10 protein-coding genes and 2 tRNA genes are annotated in these 15,271 nt (G+C 62.0%); 5 read left to right on the forward strand and 7 right to left on the reverse strand.

Annotated features, from left to right (window positions below; translation table 11 throughout):
- Positions 1-20: 20 nt before the first annotated feature.
- The 5 genes from EG244_RS12130 to EG244_RS12150 form a co-directional block, all read right to left on the reverse strand.
- Positions 21-2,072 carry an ATP-binding protein gene (locus tag EG244_RS12130; RefSeq protein ID WP_124965262.1) on the reverse strand — a complete coding sequence of 684 codons (2,052 nt, stop codon included), beginning with the start codon at positions 2,070-2,072 and terminating at the stop codon, positions 21-23.
- Entirely contained in the window at positions 2,059-3,348 is a 1,290-nt protein-coding gene (locus EG244_RS12135; RefSeq protein ID WP_233588999.1) for an SIR2 family protein, read from the reverse strand. Before EG244_RS12135 ends, EG244_RS12130 begins: the two co-directional genes overlap by 14 nt.
- 644 nt (positions 3,349-3,992) lie before the next feature.
- Positions 3,993-4,068, reverse strand: a tRNA-Ile gene (locus EG244_RS12140).
- 102 nt (positions 4,069-4,170) lie between these two features.
- Positions 4,171-5,886: a peptidoglycan -binding protein gene (locus EG244_RS12145; RefSeq protein WP_124965263.1), complete on the reverse strand. Its 1,716-nt coding sequence runs from the start codon at positions 5,884-5,886 to the stop codon at positions 4,171-4,173.
- A 1-nt stretch (position 5,887) separates the two neighbouring features.
- On the reverse strand, positions 5,888-6,970 hold the full coding sequence (locus EG244_RS12150; protein WP_233589000.1) for a biopolymer transporter ExbB: 1,083 nt from the start codon (positions 6,968-6,970) through the stop codon (positions 5,888-5,890).
- Positions 6,971-7,202: 232 nt separating this feature from the next.
- Between EG244_RS12150 and eda the strand changes: the two genes are divergently transcribed.
- Both eda and EG244_RS12160 read left to right on the forward strand, forming a co-directional pair.
- Positions 7,203-7,844 carry a bifunctional 4-hydroxy-2-oxoglutarate aldolase/2-dehydro-3-deoxy-phosphogluconate aldolase gene (gene eda / locus EG244_RS12155; protein WP_124965265.1) on the forward strand — a complete coding sequence of 214 codons (642 nt, stop codon included), beginning with the start codon at positions 7,203-7,205 and terminating at the stop codon, positions 7,842-7,844.
- Positions 7,845-8,256: 412 nt separating this feature from the next.
- Positions 8,257-10,152 carry a propionyl-CoA synthetase gene (locus tag EG244_RS12160; RefSeq protein WP_124965266.1) on the forward strand — a complete coding sequence of 632 codons (1,896 nt, stop codon included), beginning with the start codon at positions 8,257-8,259 and terminating at the stop codon, positions 10,150-10,152.
- 650 nt (positions 10,153-10,802) lie between these two features.
- Here EG244_RS12160 and EG244_RS12165 read toward each other — a convergent pair.
- A tRNA-Leu gene (locus EG244_RS12165) sits at positions 10,803-10,886 on the reverse strand.
- A 190-nt stretch (positions 10,887-11,076) separates the two neighbouring features.
- Between EG244_RS12165 and EG244_RS12170 the strand changes: the two genes are divergently transcribed.
- Positions 11,077-11,541, forward strand: coding sequence for a disulfide bond formation protein B (locus tag EG244_RS12170; RefSeq protein ID WP_124965267.1), 465 nt, complete (start codon positions 11,077-11,079; stop codon positions 11,539-11,541).
- Between the two features lie 94 nt (positions 11,542-11,635).
- Here EG244_RS12170 and EG244_RS12175 read toward each other — a convergent pair whose 3' ends face one another.
- The gene (locus tag EG244_RS12175) at positions 11,636-12,502 is read right to left on the reverse strand and encodes an NAD(P)-dependent oxidoreductase (protein ID WP_124965268.1); all 867 of its coding nucleotides are present in this window, start codon (positions 12,500-12,502) and stop codon (positions 11,636-11,638) included.
- A 66-nt stretch (positions 12,503-12,568) separates the two neighbouring features.
- Here EG244_RS12175 and EG244_RS12180 point away from each other — a divergent pair, with 66 nt between their 5' ends.
- A complete protein-coding gene (locus EG244_RS12180; protein WP_124965269.1) occupies positions 12,569-15,028 on the forward strand; it encodes a penicillin acylase family protein in 2,460 nt (819 codons plus the stop codon).
- Between the two features lie 25 nt (positions 15,029-15,053).
- Entirely contained in the window at positions 15,054-15,212 is a 159-nt protein-coding gene (locus EG244_RS20420) for a hypothetical protein (RefSeq protein WP_158617299.1), read from the forward strand.
- Positions 15,213-15,271 lie beyond the last annotated feature (59 nt).

The raw sequence follows: 15,271 nt of genomic DNA on the forward strand, positions 1-15,271 counted from the left end.
TGAAACGGAAGTCTGAAAAATTATACTTTCCAATGCAAACTGGGGTTTCGGGGGACATACCAAAGCTCGCGAACCTGAGTGTCATCACTGTTGGGCTTGGGATCCGCATCCCTGACGCGGAAAGTGGTCGGAATTTTCACCGCACTTCCGAAGATTAGTGCGTGCTGTTTAGGTAAGGACGGCAGCCGTTTCAGAACTGTCTCCGAAATAAATGGTGTCATCTGTTTAATCTGCGAGAGATCGTCTGGGTTTTGAATGCGATGAATGATGAAGTTGTTGCATTGCGAGAGAACCGTTTTCGAGAGCTCACTTGGCCGTTGTGAAGCCACAATTAAGAAAACGCCGTATTTCCTGCCTTCTTTGGCAATCCGCTGGAATGTTATGCCCGCGTCGAGGGCAAAGCGGCTCGGGCGCTCAGAGATGTAGCGGTGCGCCTCTTCAAGGATCAGATGGACAGGCATCTTGTTTCGGGACGTCGCTCGGCGCATCCGATCGAAGATCAGCCGTGCAACAACTGCGGAGGCTAGTTCGACGATCTCGTCCGACGCATCGTTTAGGTCGATGATGCAGATTTGACGTTCTTTCCGGTATTTTGTCCCCTCCCGTGCGAGTCCAAGGAGACGATCAACGAAGTGCGTTGGCTCCCTGTCATAATCCTGCAAGCATTCAACAGATGCCCGCAAAAACTCATAATCTGGATTATCCGATACAGACTTCAATCGCGTCACCAGCTGTGAGCAATAGTCTCTTATCTGTTTGTTTCCATTTGCCTCCTCGTAAAAGAGAGCTAGGTCGAGCGCATCTTGAAGCCTATCAAACGAAAATGGTTTATTTGCGTAACTTGGAAGAACAGGCTCCTCTTTTTGGTGCTTCTGCAAAAGCTCCAAAAGGGACTCGTATTTAATGGATGTCTCCCGTCTGGGGCCATCTTTGAACTGCCCAAAGTCGATAGTTAGCCCAGGCGAGACTACGGATTTATTGATTTCATCGGTCGAGAATGTGCCCAATATCGCCAAGATTCGGTCGACTTTGCTGGGTGAGCTAGCGTCACCGTGCAGGATCGAATAGATGATCTTCGCAAGAACATGGTTCTGAATTTCAATCAATTCATCCTTTTCAACAGGATCGTCCAGCACGGAATCTTCCGGATTTTCCTGAAATAGCGTTGTTAGCCCGAGCGCCGTTCGCAATGCTGGCAGTTGAGTTTTTTCACTCGCGCGCAGCAAAAGAGCCCATTCATCTACTGTCATGAACCAATGCGGCAGACGAAAGCGATCGACCAAATCAGCGCCTAGGAAACCTTCTTCTAGCCCTTCGACTTCTAGCTCCGAACTAGTTGCCTTGAAGAAGCTCGCTTGAATCTGCCACGGCATATTTTCAAAGGCTTGTCGATATTCACCATTCACATCGAAAAGCACGAACGACGCACCAATCGCCCAGAATTCTTCAGCTCGATCAAATACGGACTGAACAATCGACGCGACAGTGCAGGATTTGCCACTGCCGGTATTCCCCAAGACGGCAATATGTCCGCCGAACAGCGCATCAATCTGCGCCTTAACAGGGTAGTCCTTGAAGACTGCAGATGTGCCAATCTCGATTGTGTGCGGCACCACCCCCTGCTTTGCCGCCCCGTCAGCATCGGTCTTGGTTTCCTCATCCGAGGGCTGTTCCACGTTGAAGATGCGGTCGAGGTCTTCGTCACGCGCATAAAGGGCGTCTGCATACAGCGGTGGAAACGTCGAGACACCGAATTTGAATGAGCCTCCTTGGACTGGCATAGAGCCGACCGGAACCACGTCTAGGAACTTTGCCGCTGTGGCTTTGTCCATCTCTGGACCGTTCCCGTAGGCCGGCGAAAAATCCTTTTCTCTAAGGCCGACAACCTCCAAGACGACATACTCGGATTGGGTCGATACCATGAGATATGATCCTAGGGCCGCGATATAATGGACATCATCGAAGCCAATGACCGTGAAGTTGTCGCTGCCCCTATGCAGCTCTACAACGAGGCGATCCGCTGAAACGCTAACGATCTTGCCTATGGCACGGCTTGCATCATCCCTCGCCATTTTCGCCGCCCTGCTGCTTGGAAAGCAGTTTCTTGAAGACCTTCTCGATAGCCTGCTCTTCTTTCTGATCCGCACTCGTTGGCACCAAGTCCTGCACAATACTGTCGAAGTAATGAGCCTTCTTGCCCGTCCCCTCGTCGTTGCCCCAGATGAAAGAAATCCTCGGGTCTCCTAGCGCTGCGAGCTCTTTAGTCACCGGATTGTAGGCATCGTCAGGGTTAAGAAAGGCGATCAAGCGGAAGCTTGGGAGGGTAAGCCCCTGAAAAATAATGTTGTTGATATGCTCGTCGCCGAAGCTAAATCCCATCACAAAAAGGACACTTTGATCTTGAACTATCTGACGCTGGAACTCACGGAACATATCTGAGTAGGGTGAACCAAAACTCGCTGCCTGCTTCGAGGGCGTTGGATAGATCATGACGCGGTCCTTGGCAGGGTCGAGCTTCTCAGCGGACTCACGGATTGGGAAAAGTCCTGTTTCCTCTTCCGTCCAGTTTACAGACCCGTGGAGCTTGCAGAAATGCACATATCCATCGACCGCTGCCCACCTTTTCGAAGAAATGTCGAGCTGCTCAGCCAAGGCCCGACGGTATGTGGAAGGGTTGAAACGGCGCTCGATCGTGCCAGCGAAACCGTTGGAGTATGGAATGCCGGATCGGTCCATGGCCCGTTCGTTGAATAAGTCGTAGTTGGTGGTGAATACCCACGGAGGTGCAAGCCCGCGGGAGCGTGTTGCCAGCGACTGGTAAAAGCGTCGGTAGAGTGTGACGACTTTTTCATCGCCATGGGCAAAACATCCGTCAGTGCATTTTTGAAGAATAAACTTCTTAACGCCTGCGATTACGGCGTCGACGGTTTCAAGAGCTTCCTGAAACTCCGGCTTAGAACTCGTTTTGCAAAACTGCTGCGCTGTCATCAGGACTTCCATCATTCGCTCAAGGTTTTTCTGGAAATCGTTGTGCATTAGGTCGATGCCAAGCCGGTCCTTAAGTGCATCTCGTTGTTCAATAGTGACAAAGGCGCCTGAGGAGGGAAGGCTAGGAATGCCGTGAAGGGTTGCCTGGAACTCTCCCGCAAGCGGCCCCATAGTAGGAATGCCAAACTCATGGCTATCATGCATGTAGGACGAGCAACCGGAACCAATGAGAAAAGAAAGGTTCTTGGAACCGAACACCTCTGCCAGATGACGCCGGATGATTTCAGTCCGGTCATCAAAGCCAGCATCAGCTGGGAGTTTTGAAAATTCGTTTTTGCTCCCTTTTCTAAAATTGATCACACAACCCCTCCACGTAAATCTCGCTCTTAGTATTTCGGATCACGGTAGCGCCAAGGCTAGGATTCTGTAAATCTTCTTCCGGTTGCCGCGCCTAACAATTAGGGGGGCAGCGGACGACCACTATCCACCCCTCTGCTGTCATTCAAAGCGCACGAGCGCGACTAATGAGGGCCGTAGGCTACACGGAGGAACCTCTCGAGAAGACCCGAGCAGATCAACTCGTCATGAAACCGACCGAAACTGCCCCATTGTGGGCCTGAGAAAATGGCACGGGCGACTGAGCAGAAGGCTGGCCCTTGTGCCACGCCTGAGATTTGATTGATCGAGGTTAAACCTCACTGCGGTCGCTGCTGCTGGCGAGGCTATTTTCCCTGGCCAGCACTACTCAGAGTCGCCGTGAGAGGTCTGCGCTGAGCCCCAAGAAAGTCAAAATATGGCCAGCCCGTGGGGTGCGCAGCAAGTTCGCCCTATGCGAGCTTTGATCGATATTCTGCAGTGTGAAGTTTTTCACCGCAGTGGATCCCCATACCCGGCCTGGTGGGGGGGGCAGAGCTAATCTGCGTGAAATTTCCCTTGACAGGGGTGTGCAAGAACAAACCGTGTTTCGTGCACACTTATGCCTTATCGGCAATAAAACCGTTGTTTGGTAGGCCCGGAGGGACTCGAACCCCCAACCAAGGCGTTATGAGCGCCCTGCTCTGACCATTGAGCTACAGGCCCGACCTGCGACAGGGGTCGCAGATCACCGGGGTGGGGTCAAGGGGGGCGGGCGCAAAAAATCCTGCCGCCACATCTCTCAGTGGCGACAGGGGCTTAAGGGGATTACCGCTCGGTCAGCTTCAGCTCAATGCGGCGGTTCTGGGCGCGGGCTGCGGGGCTGTCGCCAGAGACCACGGGGCGGTATTCGCCAAAACCGGTGGCCGCCATGCGCTCGGGCGGAAAACCAAGCGCCGTCTGCATATAGCGCACGACCGAAAGGGCGCGGGCCTGGCTCAGCTCCCAGTTATCGGCGAAGATGCCGCTACCGGAGAGCGGGACATTGTCGGTATGCCCGTCGACCCGCAGCACCCAGTCGATGTCTGAGGGGATCTCGGCGGCCGCATCGCGCAGAAGACCCGCAACCCGGGCGATCTGGCTGCGCCCCTCGGGGGCGAGATCCGCAGAGCCGGGGTTAAAGAGCACCTCAGAGGAGAAGACGAAACGGTCGCCCACCACCTGCACGCCTTCGCGCCCCGCAAGAACCGTGCGCATCTGGCCGAAGAATTCCGAGCGGAACCGCTCGAGGTCCTGCTTTTCGGCCTCAAGGCGCTTCCGCTCGGCTTCTTCCAGTTCCGCGCGGCGCTTCTGCTCGGAGGCGACCTGCGCCAGGGCCGTATTGAGCTGCGTGCCCAGCGCGTCGAGCTGCAGCCGGTTTGCAGCCCCCCCCGCCTCAGCGGCGGCCAGAAGATCCGACAGACTGCCCAACTGCCCCCGCAGCGCCGCGACCTGCTCATTCAAAAGCGCCACCTGGCGGGCCTGCTCAAGACTGCGGCTCTGCTCTTCGGTCAGTTTTTTCTCGGCCGTTGCCAGCAGGGCCGCGCGGCGCTCTGCCTCGGACTGGGCCTGGGCGCGGCTGGTCTCGGCGGTAAGGCGCGCGGCGATGGCGGCGGCCAGATCTTTGCGCAAAGTCTCGGCCTGGGGGGCATTGCGCTTTGCAGCTTCCAGATCCGCGGCCGTGGCCTGTTGTGCAATCAGCGCCGCAGCCAGGCGCTGGTCGAGATCTTTGGAGGCGGCATCGGCGGCGGCCAGCAGCGTCAGGGTCTCTTCGGCGCGTTTGCGCTCTGCCTCAAGGGCAAGGGTCATGGAGGTGAGTTCGGTCTCTGCCCCCTCCAGCCTTTTGCGCAGCGCCTCTGCGGCGGCGGCATCGGCGAGACGCGCGGCCTCAGCCGCATCGAGTTCGGATTTGCGGGTTTCAGCGGTTTCAACGGCTGTGGCTTCGCTGCGGCGCAGATCGGCGACCAGCGCCTCAAGTGCCTCACGGCGGGCAGCGTCGAGGCGCGCGGCTTCCACCGCCGCATCCATTTCGCTGCGCGCAGAAGCAAGGGCCGTATCCAGCGCCTCTTTTTCACTCAGCACCCGGCCCGCCTCTGCCTCAGAGCGGGCGAGATCGGCGCGGATGCCGTCGCGCTCGGAGATCAGCGCCAGAACCTGCTGCTCAAAGCTGGTGATCCGGGTCTGCGCCTGCGTGAGTTCCCCCGAGAGCGAGGCGATGCGCGCCGCGCGCAGATCCAGTTCGGCCCGTGCGGCGCCGAGGTCATCCCCAAGCTGGTTCGATTTCTGCGTCTCAAGGCCCAGCGCATCAGCAAGCTGCGCCACCTGCCCCGAGAGGCTGTCGAGCTCGGTGCTCTGCGTGTTGATCGTGTCGCGCAGCACCGACTGCACGATCATAAAGACCGTCAGCAAAAAGATCAGCACGATCAGCAGCGAGCCCATGGCATCGACAAAGCCGGGCCAGATATTCGGGCTCTGCCGGCCGCCGTTGCGTCGTGACAGCCCCATCTTAATGCCCCGAAGCGCGGGCGAACTGCCGGACGGCCGCGGTCAGCGCGGTCAGATCAGAGCGCAGATCCGCGACCGATTCCTGACGGCCTGCGCTCATTTCTTCAAGGACGCGCAAGAGCTGCACATCAATGGAGCGCAGCCGCATCCGGGCCTCGGCATCGGCCCCAAGGCCGCCTTCGGTCTCCATGATCTCCAGCATCCGCGCCTGCGAGCGGGCCATCTGCTCAAGTGCCGGGTCGGAATTGCCGACCGTTGCCATCTCTTTAAAGCCCTCTGCCATGGCCTGCAGACCGGCCGCCATGGCCGCACGATCCTGCGAGGCGCGCTGCTCGGTCTGCTCCATCCGACGCACGATCTGATCAAGAAGCGAGACCAGCGCCGAGCTGTCGCCCTCATTCTCAGAGCCTGCCAGCCCGATACGGGTGATCGACGACAGCCACTCTTCGAGTTCGCGGTAAAAGCGGTTCTGCCCGTGGCTCACAAAGAGCTCCAGCAGACCCACCACCAGCGAGCCCGCAAGCCCCACCAGCGAGGAGGAAAAGGCCACGCCCATACCGCCCAGCTGGCTTTCCAGCCCGCGCATCAGCTTCTGAAAGACCTGAACCGCGGTCTCCCCTTCCTGCGGCGTCAGGGAGCGGATGGTATCGACCACCCCCGGGATGGTGGTGGCCAGTCCATAGAAGGTGCCCAGAAGCCCGAGGAAAATCAGCAGGTTCGTCAGATACCGCGTGATATCGCGGACTTCATCAATCCGCGTCGCCAGACTGTCGAGAATGGAGCGCGTTGAGCCCGACGACAGCTCACTGTCCGCCCCGCGGGAGCGCAGAAGCGCTGCAAGCGGCGCCAGCAGCCGCGGGGCTGTGGTATGATCCGCCCCCGCCCCCGGGCCATTGCCGAGAAAATTCTCCAGCCAGCGCACCGCGTAGAACAGCTGCAGGATCTGCCAGAAACAGGCGATAACCCCCAGCAGAAATACAAAGATGATCACGCCATTCAGCCATGGGCTGGTCAGAAAGACCCCGCGCAGCGCGGCAAAGGCCAGCCAGCCTCCGGCACCTACGAGGCCCATCACAATCAGCATGGACAGGATTTGCGAGACGGGCCGCGTGAATTGAACGGAGGTCTCGGTCGGGGGAGTGAGTTTGGTCTTCAACGGTCGGGCCGCCCTTCGCCTTGCGATTGATGCGCATCCTAGGCTCCGCCGCCTGCCCTGCCAATCGGATTTTCCACGGCGGGATGTTGCGACCAGGGGCGTTGCACCTTTTGTCGTGCGGGTGTCTGATGGGGATCGGTATATTACGGAGTGCCCCGCCATGACCCCTCAGGACAGCTCAGCCTTTCTGCTTTCGCTTGCCGCCCGCGCCCCCGTCATCCCGGTGCTGGTCCTTGAGGATGAGGCAAAGGCCGCCCCTCTGGCCGAAGCTCTGGTCGCGGGGGGGCTTTCGCTGCTTGAGGTGACGCTGCGCACCTCCTCTGCGCTGGATGCCCTCGCGCGCATGGCCGCCGTTCCCGGGGCCGTGGTCGGAGCCGGCACCGTCCTCACGCCCGAAGATGCCCGCGCCGCCAAAGCCGCGGGGGCGGAATTTGCGGTCTCCCCCGGCGCCACCCCCTCGCTGATCGCCGCCTGCACCGGGATCGGCCTGCCGCTTTTACCCGGAGCCGCCACCGCCTCTGAGGTTATGGCGCTGATGGCGGCGGGCTTTCGCTTTGCCAAATTCTTCCCCGCCGCGCAGATCGGCGGCGCGCCGGCGCTGAAATCGCTCGGTGGTCCGCTGCCGCAGATGCGGTTTTGCCCGACGGGCGGGATTACACCGGAAAGCGCGCCCGACTATCTTTCGCTCAGCAATGTTGCCTGCATCGGCGGCTCCTGGCTCGCACCGGCGGACCTGCTGGCAAAAGGAGATTTCGCCGCCATCCGCCGCCGCGCCGAAAGCGCCGCCGCTTTGCGGGACTGAGGTCAGGTCTGACCCGTCTTTGACCCGGACCACCGGTCAGGCGCTTGCGGAGCCTGCCCTGCCCGGGTCAGCTCCCGTCTGAGCGCAGAATGCGCGGCGCGCCGGGCTTGACGGTTCCGCGCCAGACCGCACATTCAATGCCCCTCCCCCGAAAATTCCGGCCCCTGAGCAGATCCGGTGCGGCCAGCGCCGCGCCAAACGCTGGCCCCCTATGGGGGCGGCGCAAAGCGGCGCAAACCTACGCCCGCCGCGCGCTCAGCTCGCCACGCCCCCGAGGCGGTGATCGCGACATCGCTCACCGCCCGGCGCCGCGCCTGCTGCGGGATTGAATTTCCCCGCCATTCCGTCAAAGCTGCCCGTAACGAGCGGTTGCGCGGGGGAGACGCGGGCCGCTTCGGGAGGAGAACCGACGATGAGCTACCGCGAGACCTATGCCGCCTGTGCGGCAGACCCTGACACCTGGTGGATGCACGAGGCCGAGGCGCTCGACTGGGTCAAAAAACCCTCCAGAGCGCTCTTTGCCGACAAAGCACCGCTTTATGAATGGTTCGCCGATGGCGAGATCAACACCTGCTGGAATGCGGTTGACCGCCATGTTGAGGGTGGCCGCGGGGCGCAGACCGCGATCATCTGGGACAGCGCCGTCACCGGCCAGGTGGAAAAGATCAGCTACAGCGATCTGCGCGACCGCACCGCCCGTCTGGCAGGCGCGCTTCAGGCCCGCGGGATTGGCAAGGGCGACCGGGTGCTGATCTATATGCCGATGATCCCGGAGACCATGGTCGCCATGCTGGCCTGCGCGCGGATCGGGGCGATCCATTCGGTGGTCTTTGGCGGCTTTGCCTCTCCTGAGCTGGCCACGCGGATTGATGACGCCACGCCCAAGGCCATCCTTGCGGCCTCCTGCGGGATCGAGCCGGGGCGCATCGTGCGCTATAAACCGCTCCTTGATGCCGCCCTTGAGATCTCAAAGCACCAGCCCGACCTTTGCGTCATCTTCCAGCGCCCGCAGGAAGCAGCCGATCTGCGCGAGGGCCGCGATCATGAGTGGCATGCTTTTCAAAAGGACGCGCCCCTGGCCGACTGCGTCCCGGTTGCGGGCAATCACCCGGCCTATATCCTTTACACCTCCGGCACGACAGGGCAGCCGAAAGGCGTGGTGCGCCATACCGCAGGCCATCTGGTCGCGGTGAACTGGTCGATGAAAAACATCTACGGCATGAAGCCGGGAGATGTCTTCTGGACCGCCTCAGACCTTGGCTGGGTCGTGGGCCACAGCTTCATCTGCTACGGGCCGCTGGTGCATGGCAATACGACCGTGCTCTTTGAGGGCAAACCCGTGGGCACCCCCGATGCCGGGACCTACTGGCGCGTGGTGCAGGACCATCAGGTCGCAGCACTTTTCACCGCGCCGACCGCCTTTCGTGCCATCCGCCGCGACGACCCGGAGGGCGCGCTGATCGGCAAATATGACCTCTCCTCGCTGCGCACGCTCTTTCTCGCCGGAGAGCGGGCGGATCCTGACACCATCCGCTGGGCCGAAGAGAAGCTCCACCGTCCCGTGGTCGATCACTGGTGGCAGACCGAGACCGGCTGGCCCATCGCCGCAAACCCGGTCGGTCTGGAGGCCCTGCCCGTCAAGCCAGGCTCGCCCTCGATGCCGATGCCGGGCTACCGTGTCGAGGTTCTGGATGACCAGGGCCAGCCCCTGCCGCCCGGAGAGCTGGGCGCGATCGCCATTCGCCTGCCGCTGCCGCCGGGCACGCTGCCGACGCTCTGGCAGGCCGAGGCGCGGTTTCGCAAAAGCTATCTCGAGGCTTTCCCCGGTTATTATGAGACCGGGGATGCGGGCTATATGGATGAAGACGGCTATGTCTATATCATGGCGCGCACCGATGATGTGATCAATGTCGCGGGCCACCGCCTCTCGACCGGCGCGATGGAGGAGGTGCTGCTGAGCCACCCCGATGTCGCGGAATGCGCGGTGATCGGGGCCGCAGATGCGCTGAAAGGCCAGACCCCGATCGGGCTTTTGTGCCTCAACCGCGGCACCACGCGACCCGAGGCCGAGATCGTGACCGAATGCGTAGCGCTGATGCGCGAGAAAATCGGCCCCGTGGCGGATTTCCGCAAAGCCGTGGTGACGGAGCGCCTGCCGAAGACACGCTCGGGGAAAATCCTGCGCTCGACCATGGTGAAACTCGCCGATGGCGAGGCGGTGAAGCCCCCGGCCACCATCGATGATCCCGCGATCCTCAATGAGATCGCCCTTGCGCTGGGCCGCATCGGCTATCCTGCGAAGGCCTGAGGCTGAGGCGATCCGCAGGGCCCGGACACCAGCCCTGCGGATCGCGCGCTTCCACAGGGCTGGCACCGTAGCAGGGTGCCGCAAAGCCGCTATGGTTCTGCACCGCGCGGGCTGACGGCTGCCCACCACAGCCCTCAAAGCGCAGCGCCTGTGTCTCAGACGCTCAGCCCGACCGCTCTGGCAGGCATTTGCCTTTCCATCAGGAGTTGCAGCTCTCTGATCAGGCTTTGCCACTCAGGTCCCACGGCCAGGGAATCGCTTTCCTGCCTGACGAGGCGGCGCGAGGCGGCGATCCGGGCAAAGCCCGGATCATGCCGCCGCCACCTCTCTCCCCTCGCGATTATGCAGCGCACCGCCCACTCATCATATCACCACTCCGGCAGCGGCAGTTTCAGGGCCGGATCCTGGCCCGCTGCACGCCCGAAACTGTACCGATGAAAAAGAGACCATGCGAAGGGCCCTGCGCATTCCGCTGTGACGGCGCTGGCCTGGCAGAGCCATCACAGCCCTCTGCCTCCGGCACCCGCCTGTGCGACCTCAGATCCTCCGGCGGGCGGCCTGACGGGTATTACCTCGGGCCAGGTCCCGGTCCGCGAATCCCCCGCCGGAAAACGAAAAAAGCGCCCCGAAGGAGCGCTTTTTCAGTCAACTGGTACGGGTGGGGAGACTCGAACTCCCAAGCCTTGCGGCGGAGCATTTTGAATGCCCTGCGTCTACCATTCCGCCACACCCGCACGGGATCGAAACCCGGCTGATGCTCTCCTCATACAGGCGCGCGGGACCTCTGTTCAATCCCCTTTCATATTGCGCTGACAAGAAAATCGCGCCGGAACGCACGCCTCCGTGATCGCGGGCCACCCCTGCCCCCCTTGCCTTTTTCACCGGAGCGGGGAAAGTCAGCGCGATCTCCTGAAAGGAAACGCCGTGACGCGCACGCCGCTTATTCTTCTCGCCACCGCAGGCTCGGCTGCGCTTTTGCTTGGCGCGCTGGGATTTCAGTATCTCGGCGGACTTTTCCCCTGCCCGCTGTGCATCTGGCAGCGCTGGCCGCATCTGGCGGCAGTGCTGATCGGGCTTCTTGCGCTGCGCATCCGTGAGCCGCTGCTGCCGCTGGCAGGCGCGCTGGCCGCCCTGACCACCGCAGCGATCGGCGGTTTTCACACCGGGGTTGAGCTGGGCTGGTGGGAGGGGCTGCAAAGCTGTCAGGGGGCCGGGATTGCGACCCTGTCGCTCAATGATCTGCTGGACCCCACGGCCAATGCGCCGGATCCGGTGCGCTGCGATCAGGTGGCCTGGTCCTTCCTTGGCCTGTCGATGGCGGCCTGGAATATGATCGCAAGCCTTGGCCTCACCGTGCTCTGGCTGCTGGCGGCAAAGAAAAGCCGCTGACGCCGGGGCAGTTGTGGCGGCAGGCTTGAGCAGGCTGGCTTTGGAACAAAAGCGCCGGATCTCAGATCCGGCGCTTTGCATTTTGTCGCCCGGCTTACTTCGGCAGCCGTTTGATGAGAGACGAGGTGTCCCAGCGCCCGCCGCCCATCTGCTGAACATCCTTGTAATATTGATCGATCAGCGCCGTTCCGGGCAGGCTTGCGCCGATCTCATCGGCGGTGGCCAGACAGATGCCCAGATCTTTGCGCATCCAGTCGACGGCAAAACCGAAATCAAACTGATCGGCCAGCATGGTCTTATGGCGGTTCACCATCTGCCAGGAGCCGGCGGCACCGCCTGCGATCACCTCAACCACGGCCTCCCCGTCGAGCCCGGCTTTCTGCGCGAAATGCAAGGCCTCAGCCAGGCCCTGAACCAGTCCGGCGATGGCGATCTGATTGACCATCTTGGCAAGCTGCCCGGCGCCGCTCTCTCCCAGACGTTTGCAGATGCGCGCATAGGCCGCAATCACCGGCTCGGCGCGGGCGTAATCGCCCTCATCCCCGCCGCACATCACCGAAAGAACCCCGTTCTGCGCCCCCGCCTGACCGCCCGAGACCGGCGCATCGACAAAGCCAAGGCCCTGAGCTGCGGCCACCGCGTTCAACGCGCGGGTGACCTGCGCCGAGACCGTGGTGTGATCGACAAAGACCGACCCCGGCTTCATCCCCGCAAAAGCGCCGTTCTCTCCCAGACAGACCGCGCGCAGATCGTCGTCATTGCCGACACAGGCCATGACGAATTCCGCGCCCGCCGCCGCCTCGCGGGCGGTGGCCGCCATAAGGCCGCCATGCTCACCGACCCAGGCCTCAGCCCTGGCAGTGGTGCGGTTCCAGACCGTCACCTCATGACCTTTGGCCCGCAGATGGCCCGCCATGGGATAGCCCATCACCCCAAGACCCAAGAATGCTACATGTGCCACAGCTTCCCCCTGTTCCGGCTTTCGTCTAGGGTCAGTGCTAACCTGCCCTGACGCCTGAGCAAAGCCATGTCCGCTGCCTTCCGCTGGCTCCTTCGCATCTTTCTGACGCTGTGTGTGCTGACCGCCCTTACGCTGGCGTTCCTCTGGACGGTGCTGAGCCGCTCTCTGCCGGACTATAATGCCGAGATGCGGGTTGAGGGCATCTCCGACGGCCTGGAGATCGTGCGCAACAACGCCAATGTGCCGCATATCTTCGGAGCCTCGGATGAGGATGTCTATTTCGGCCTTGGCTTTGCCCATGCCCAGGACCGGCTGTGGCAGATGACGCTGCTGCGCCGCACGGTGCAGGGACGGCTGTCTGAGGTTTTCGGCAGCCGCACGGCGCGTATTGATGAGTTGATGCGCAGGCTGGATCTTTACACGATCGCCACCCGCTCGGTGCCCGCCCAGGACCCGGAGGTGCTGGCTGCGCTGGAGGCCTATTCGCGCGGCGTCAATGCCTGGCTCGCGCAGGTCAATGAGGGGGCTCTCGGGCGCGGGGCGCCTGAGTTCTTCCTCTTTGATCCGGTGATCCCGGTCTGGCAGCCCGCAGACAGTCTGGCGATCCTGAAGCTCATGGGGGTGCAGCTCTCCGCGCATCTCGAAAATGAGGTGCTGCGCGCGCGGATGTCGATGCTGCTCTCGCCCGAGCGGCTGCGCGATATCCTGCCCGACGACGAGAAAGAGGCCATCGCCGCTCTGCCGCCCTATGCGGCGCTTTTCCCCGGCATGGGGCCGGATTATGCCGCGCTGAAAATCCGCGAAGAGGCGCTTTCGCCCTTCCCGCGCCGCGCTTTTGCGGGGGCCTCCAATGCCTGGGCGGCGGCACCCCAGCGCGCGGCGGCGGGCGGATCGCTGCTGGCCAATGACCCGCACTTAGGCTTCACGGCGCCGACCATCTGGTATCTGGCGCGGCTGGAGCTATCGACCGGGGGCGTGATCGGTGGCAGCATTCCGGGCATGCCGCTGGTGATGGCGGGGCGCAGCGAAGATTTCGGCTGGGCGCTGACCTCATCTTACCTGGACGACCAGGATCTCTATATCGAGAAGCTGAACCCGGAAAATTCCGAGGAATATCTGACCCCTGAGGGCTGGAAACGCTTTGAGACCCGCCGCTCGATCGTGACCATCAAAGACAGCGCGCCGCTGACCCTGACGCTGCGCTGGACCGAGAATGGCCCCGTTTTGCCGGGCACCCATTATGATCTGGCCTCGGTGACACCTGCGGGTCATGTCGCCTCGCTGGCCTGGACGCTTTTTGACCGCGAAGACCGCTCGATGACGGCCGCGATGAAGCTGATGCAGGCGGGCACCATCGCCGAGGGCATGGAGGCCACCCGCGATTTCACGGCCCCTTCGCAGAACGTCACCATGTCAGACCGCGACGGCGTGGCGATGATCACCATCGGCAAATTCCCCGCCCGCGATGTCGCCCATCAGACCCGCGGCCGCCTGCCCTCTCCCGGCTGGCTGGCAGAGAACCGCTGGCAGGGCAGCCTGCCCTGGGAGACCAATCCGCGGTTTGAAGAGCCCGGGACCGGGATCCTTGGCAATACCAACAACAAAATGATCGACCGCCCCTTCCCGCAGCATGTCAGCTACGAGTGGGGCGATACCGAGCGGATCCGCCGCTGGCAGCGCCTGATGCAGGTCCGCGATGTCCACACCCGCGAGAGCTTCATCGAAGCGCAGCTTGATACCGTCAGCCCGGTGGCGCGCAATCTGCTGCCGCTGATCGGCGCCGAGCTGTGGTTCACCGGCGAACCCGCCCCCGAGGGCACGCCCGAGCGCAAACGCCAGCAGGCTCTGGCGCTGCTGGCCGAATGGAACGGCGAAATGAGCGAGCATCTGCCCGAGCCGCTGATCGCCTCTATGTGGCTGAGAGTGCTGCAGGAAAAGCTGATCCAGGATGAACTCGGCCCCATGGCCGCCGAATTCACCCATATTGAGCCGGTCTTCATTGAGCGGGTGTTTCGCGATACCGAAGGCGCGGGCGTCTGGTGTGACATCATCCAGTCCTCGCCCCTTGAGACCTGCGCCGAAATCGCGCGTCTTGCGCTGGATGAAGCGATCCTGCGCCTGACCGAGCGCTATGGCGCCAATGTCGAAAGCTGGCGCTGGGGCGATGCGCATATCGCGACCCATGACCACCCGACGCTCGGACAGGTGCCGGTGCTGAAATTCATCACCAATATCCGCCAGTCGACCTCGGGCGATGATTTCACGCTGATGCGCGGCCGCACCGCCGGCACCGGGGTGAACCCCTTCCGCAACGTCCATGGTGCGGGTTACCGCGGGGTCTATGATTTCGCCGATCCCGACAGTTCGGTCTTTATCATCTCGACCGGGCAGTCCGGCCACCCCCTGAGCCGGTTTTACGACAACTTAGGCGAGTTGTGGCGGCGGGGCGAATATATCCCGATGTCGCTCGATGCCGATCTGGCCCGCGCGGCGGCGGTGGGGATCACCCGCCTGACGCCGCGCTGATGTGAAGTGAGGTGAAGTGAGCACCATGCATCCGCTCCTCCTCATCCCATTGGTCATGGCAGCCGCAGCCCTGACGGTCTTCGGTCTGGGCTATCTGCCCGCGGCCCTGCAGGCAGGCGCGGCTGTGGCCCTGGCCCTCCTTGCCCTGGTGATCCGCTTTGCAGGCGGCAGACCGCGCCGCTGAAGCTTTCGGGAGGGAAGCGGGTCGAAGCTGCGGCAGCCGCCCCTCCCGGCAAATCGGCG

This window comes from Falsigemmobacter faecalis, from assembly GCF_003863335.1.
Lineage (GTDB): Bacteria > Pseudomonadota > Alphaproteobacteria > Rhodobacterales > Rhodobacteraceae > Wagnerdoeblera > Wagnerdoeblera faecalis.

What these genes read in the sequence shown, in the direction of transcription:
- eda (WP_124965265.1), top strand. Translation starts at nt 7,203, where the DNA reads ATGACCCCTCAGGACAGCTCAGCCTTTCTGCTTTCGCTTGCCGCCCGC.
- EG244_RS12145 (WP_124965263.1), bottom strand. Translation starts at nt 5,886, where the DNA reads ATGGGGCTGTCACGACGCAACGGCGGCCGGCAGAGCCCGAATATCTGG.
- EG244_RS12150 (WP_233589000.1), bottom strand. Translation starts at nt 6,970, where the DNA reads ATGCTGATTGTGATGGGCCTCGTAGGTGCCGGAGGCTGGCTGGCCTTT.
- EG244_RS12130 (WP_124965262.1), bottom strand. Translation starts at nt 2,072, where the DNA reads ATGGCGAGGGATGATGCAAGCCGTGCCATAGGCAAGATCGTTAGCGTT.
- EG244_RS12160 (WP_124965266.1), top strand. Translation starts at nt 8,257, where the DNA reads ATGAGCTACCGCGAGACCTATGCCGCCTGTGCGGCAGACCCTGACACC.
- EG244_RS12180 (WP_124965269.1), top strand. Translation starts at nt 12,569, where the DNA reads ATGTCCGCTGCCTTCCGCTGGCTCCTTCGCATCTTTCTGACGCTGTGT.
- EG244_RS20420 (WP_158617299.1), top strand. Translation starts at nt 15,054, where the DNA reads ATGCATCCGCTCCTCCTCATCCCATTGGTCATGGCAGCCGCAGCCCTG.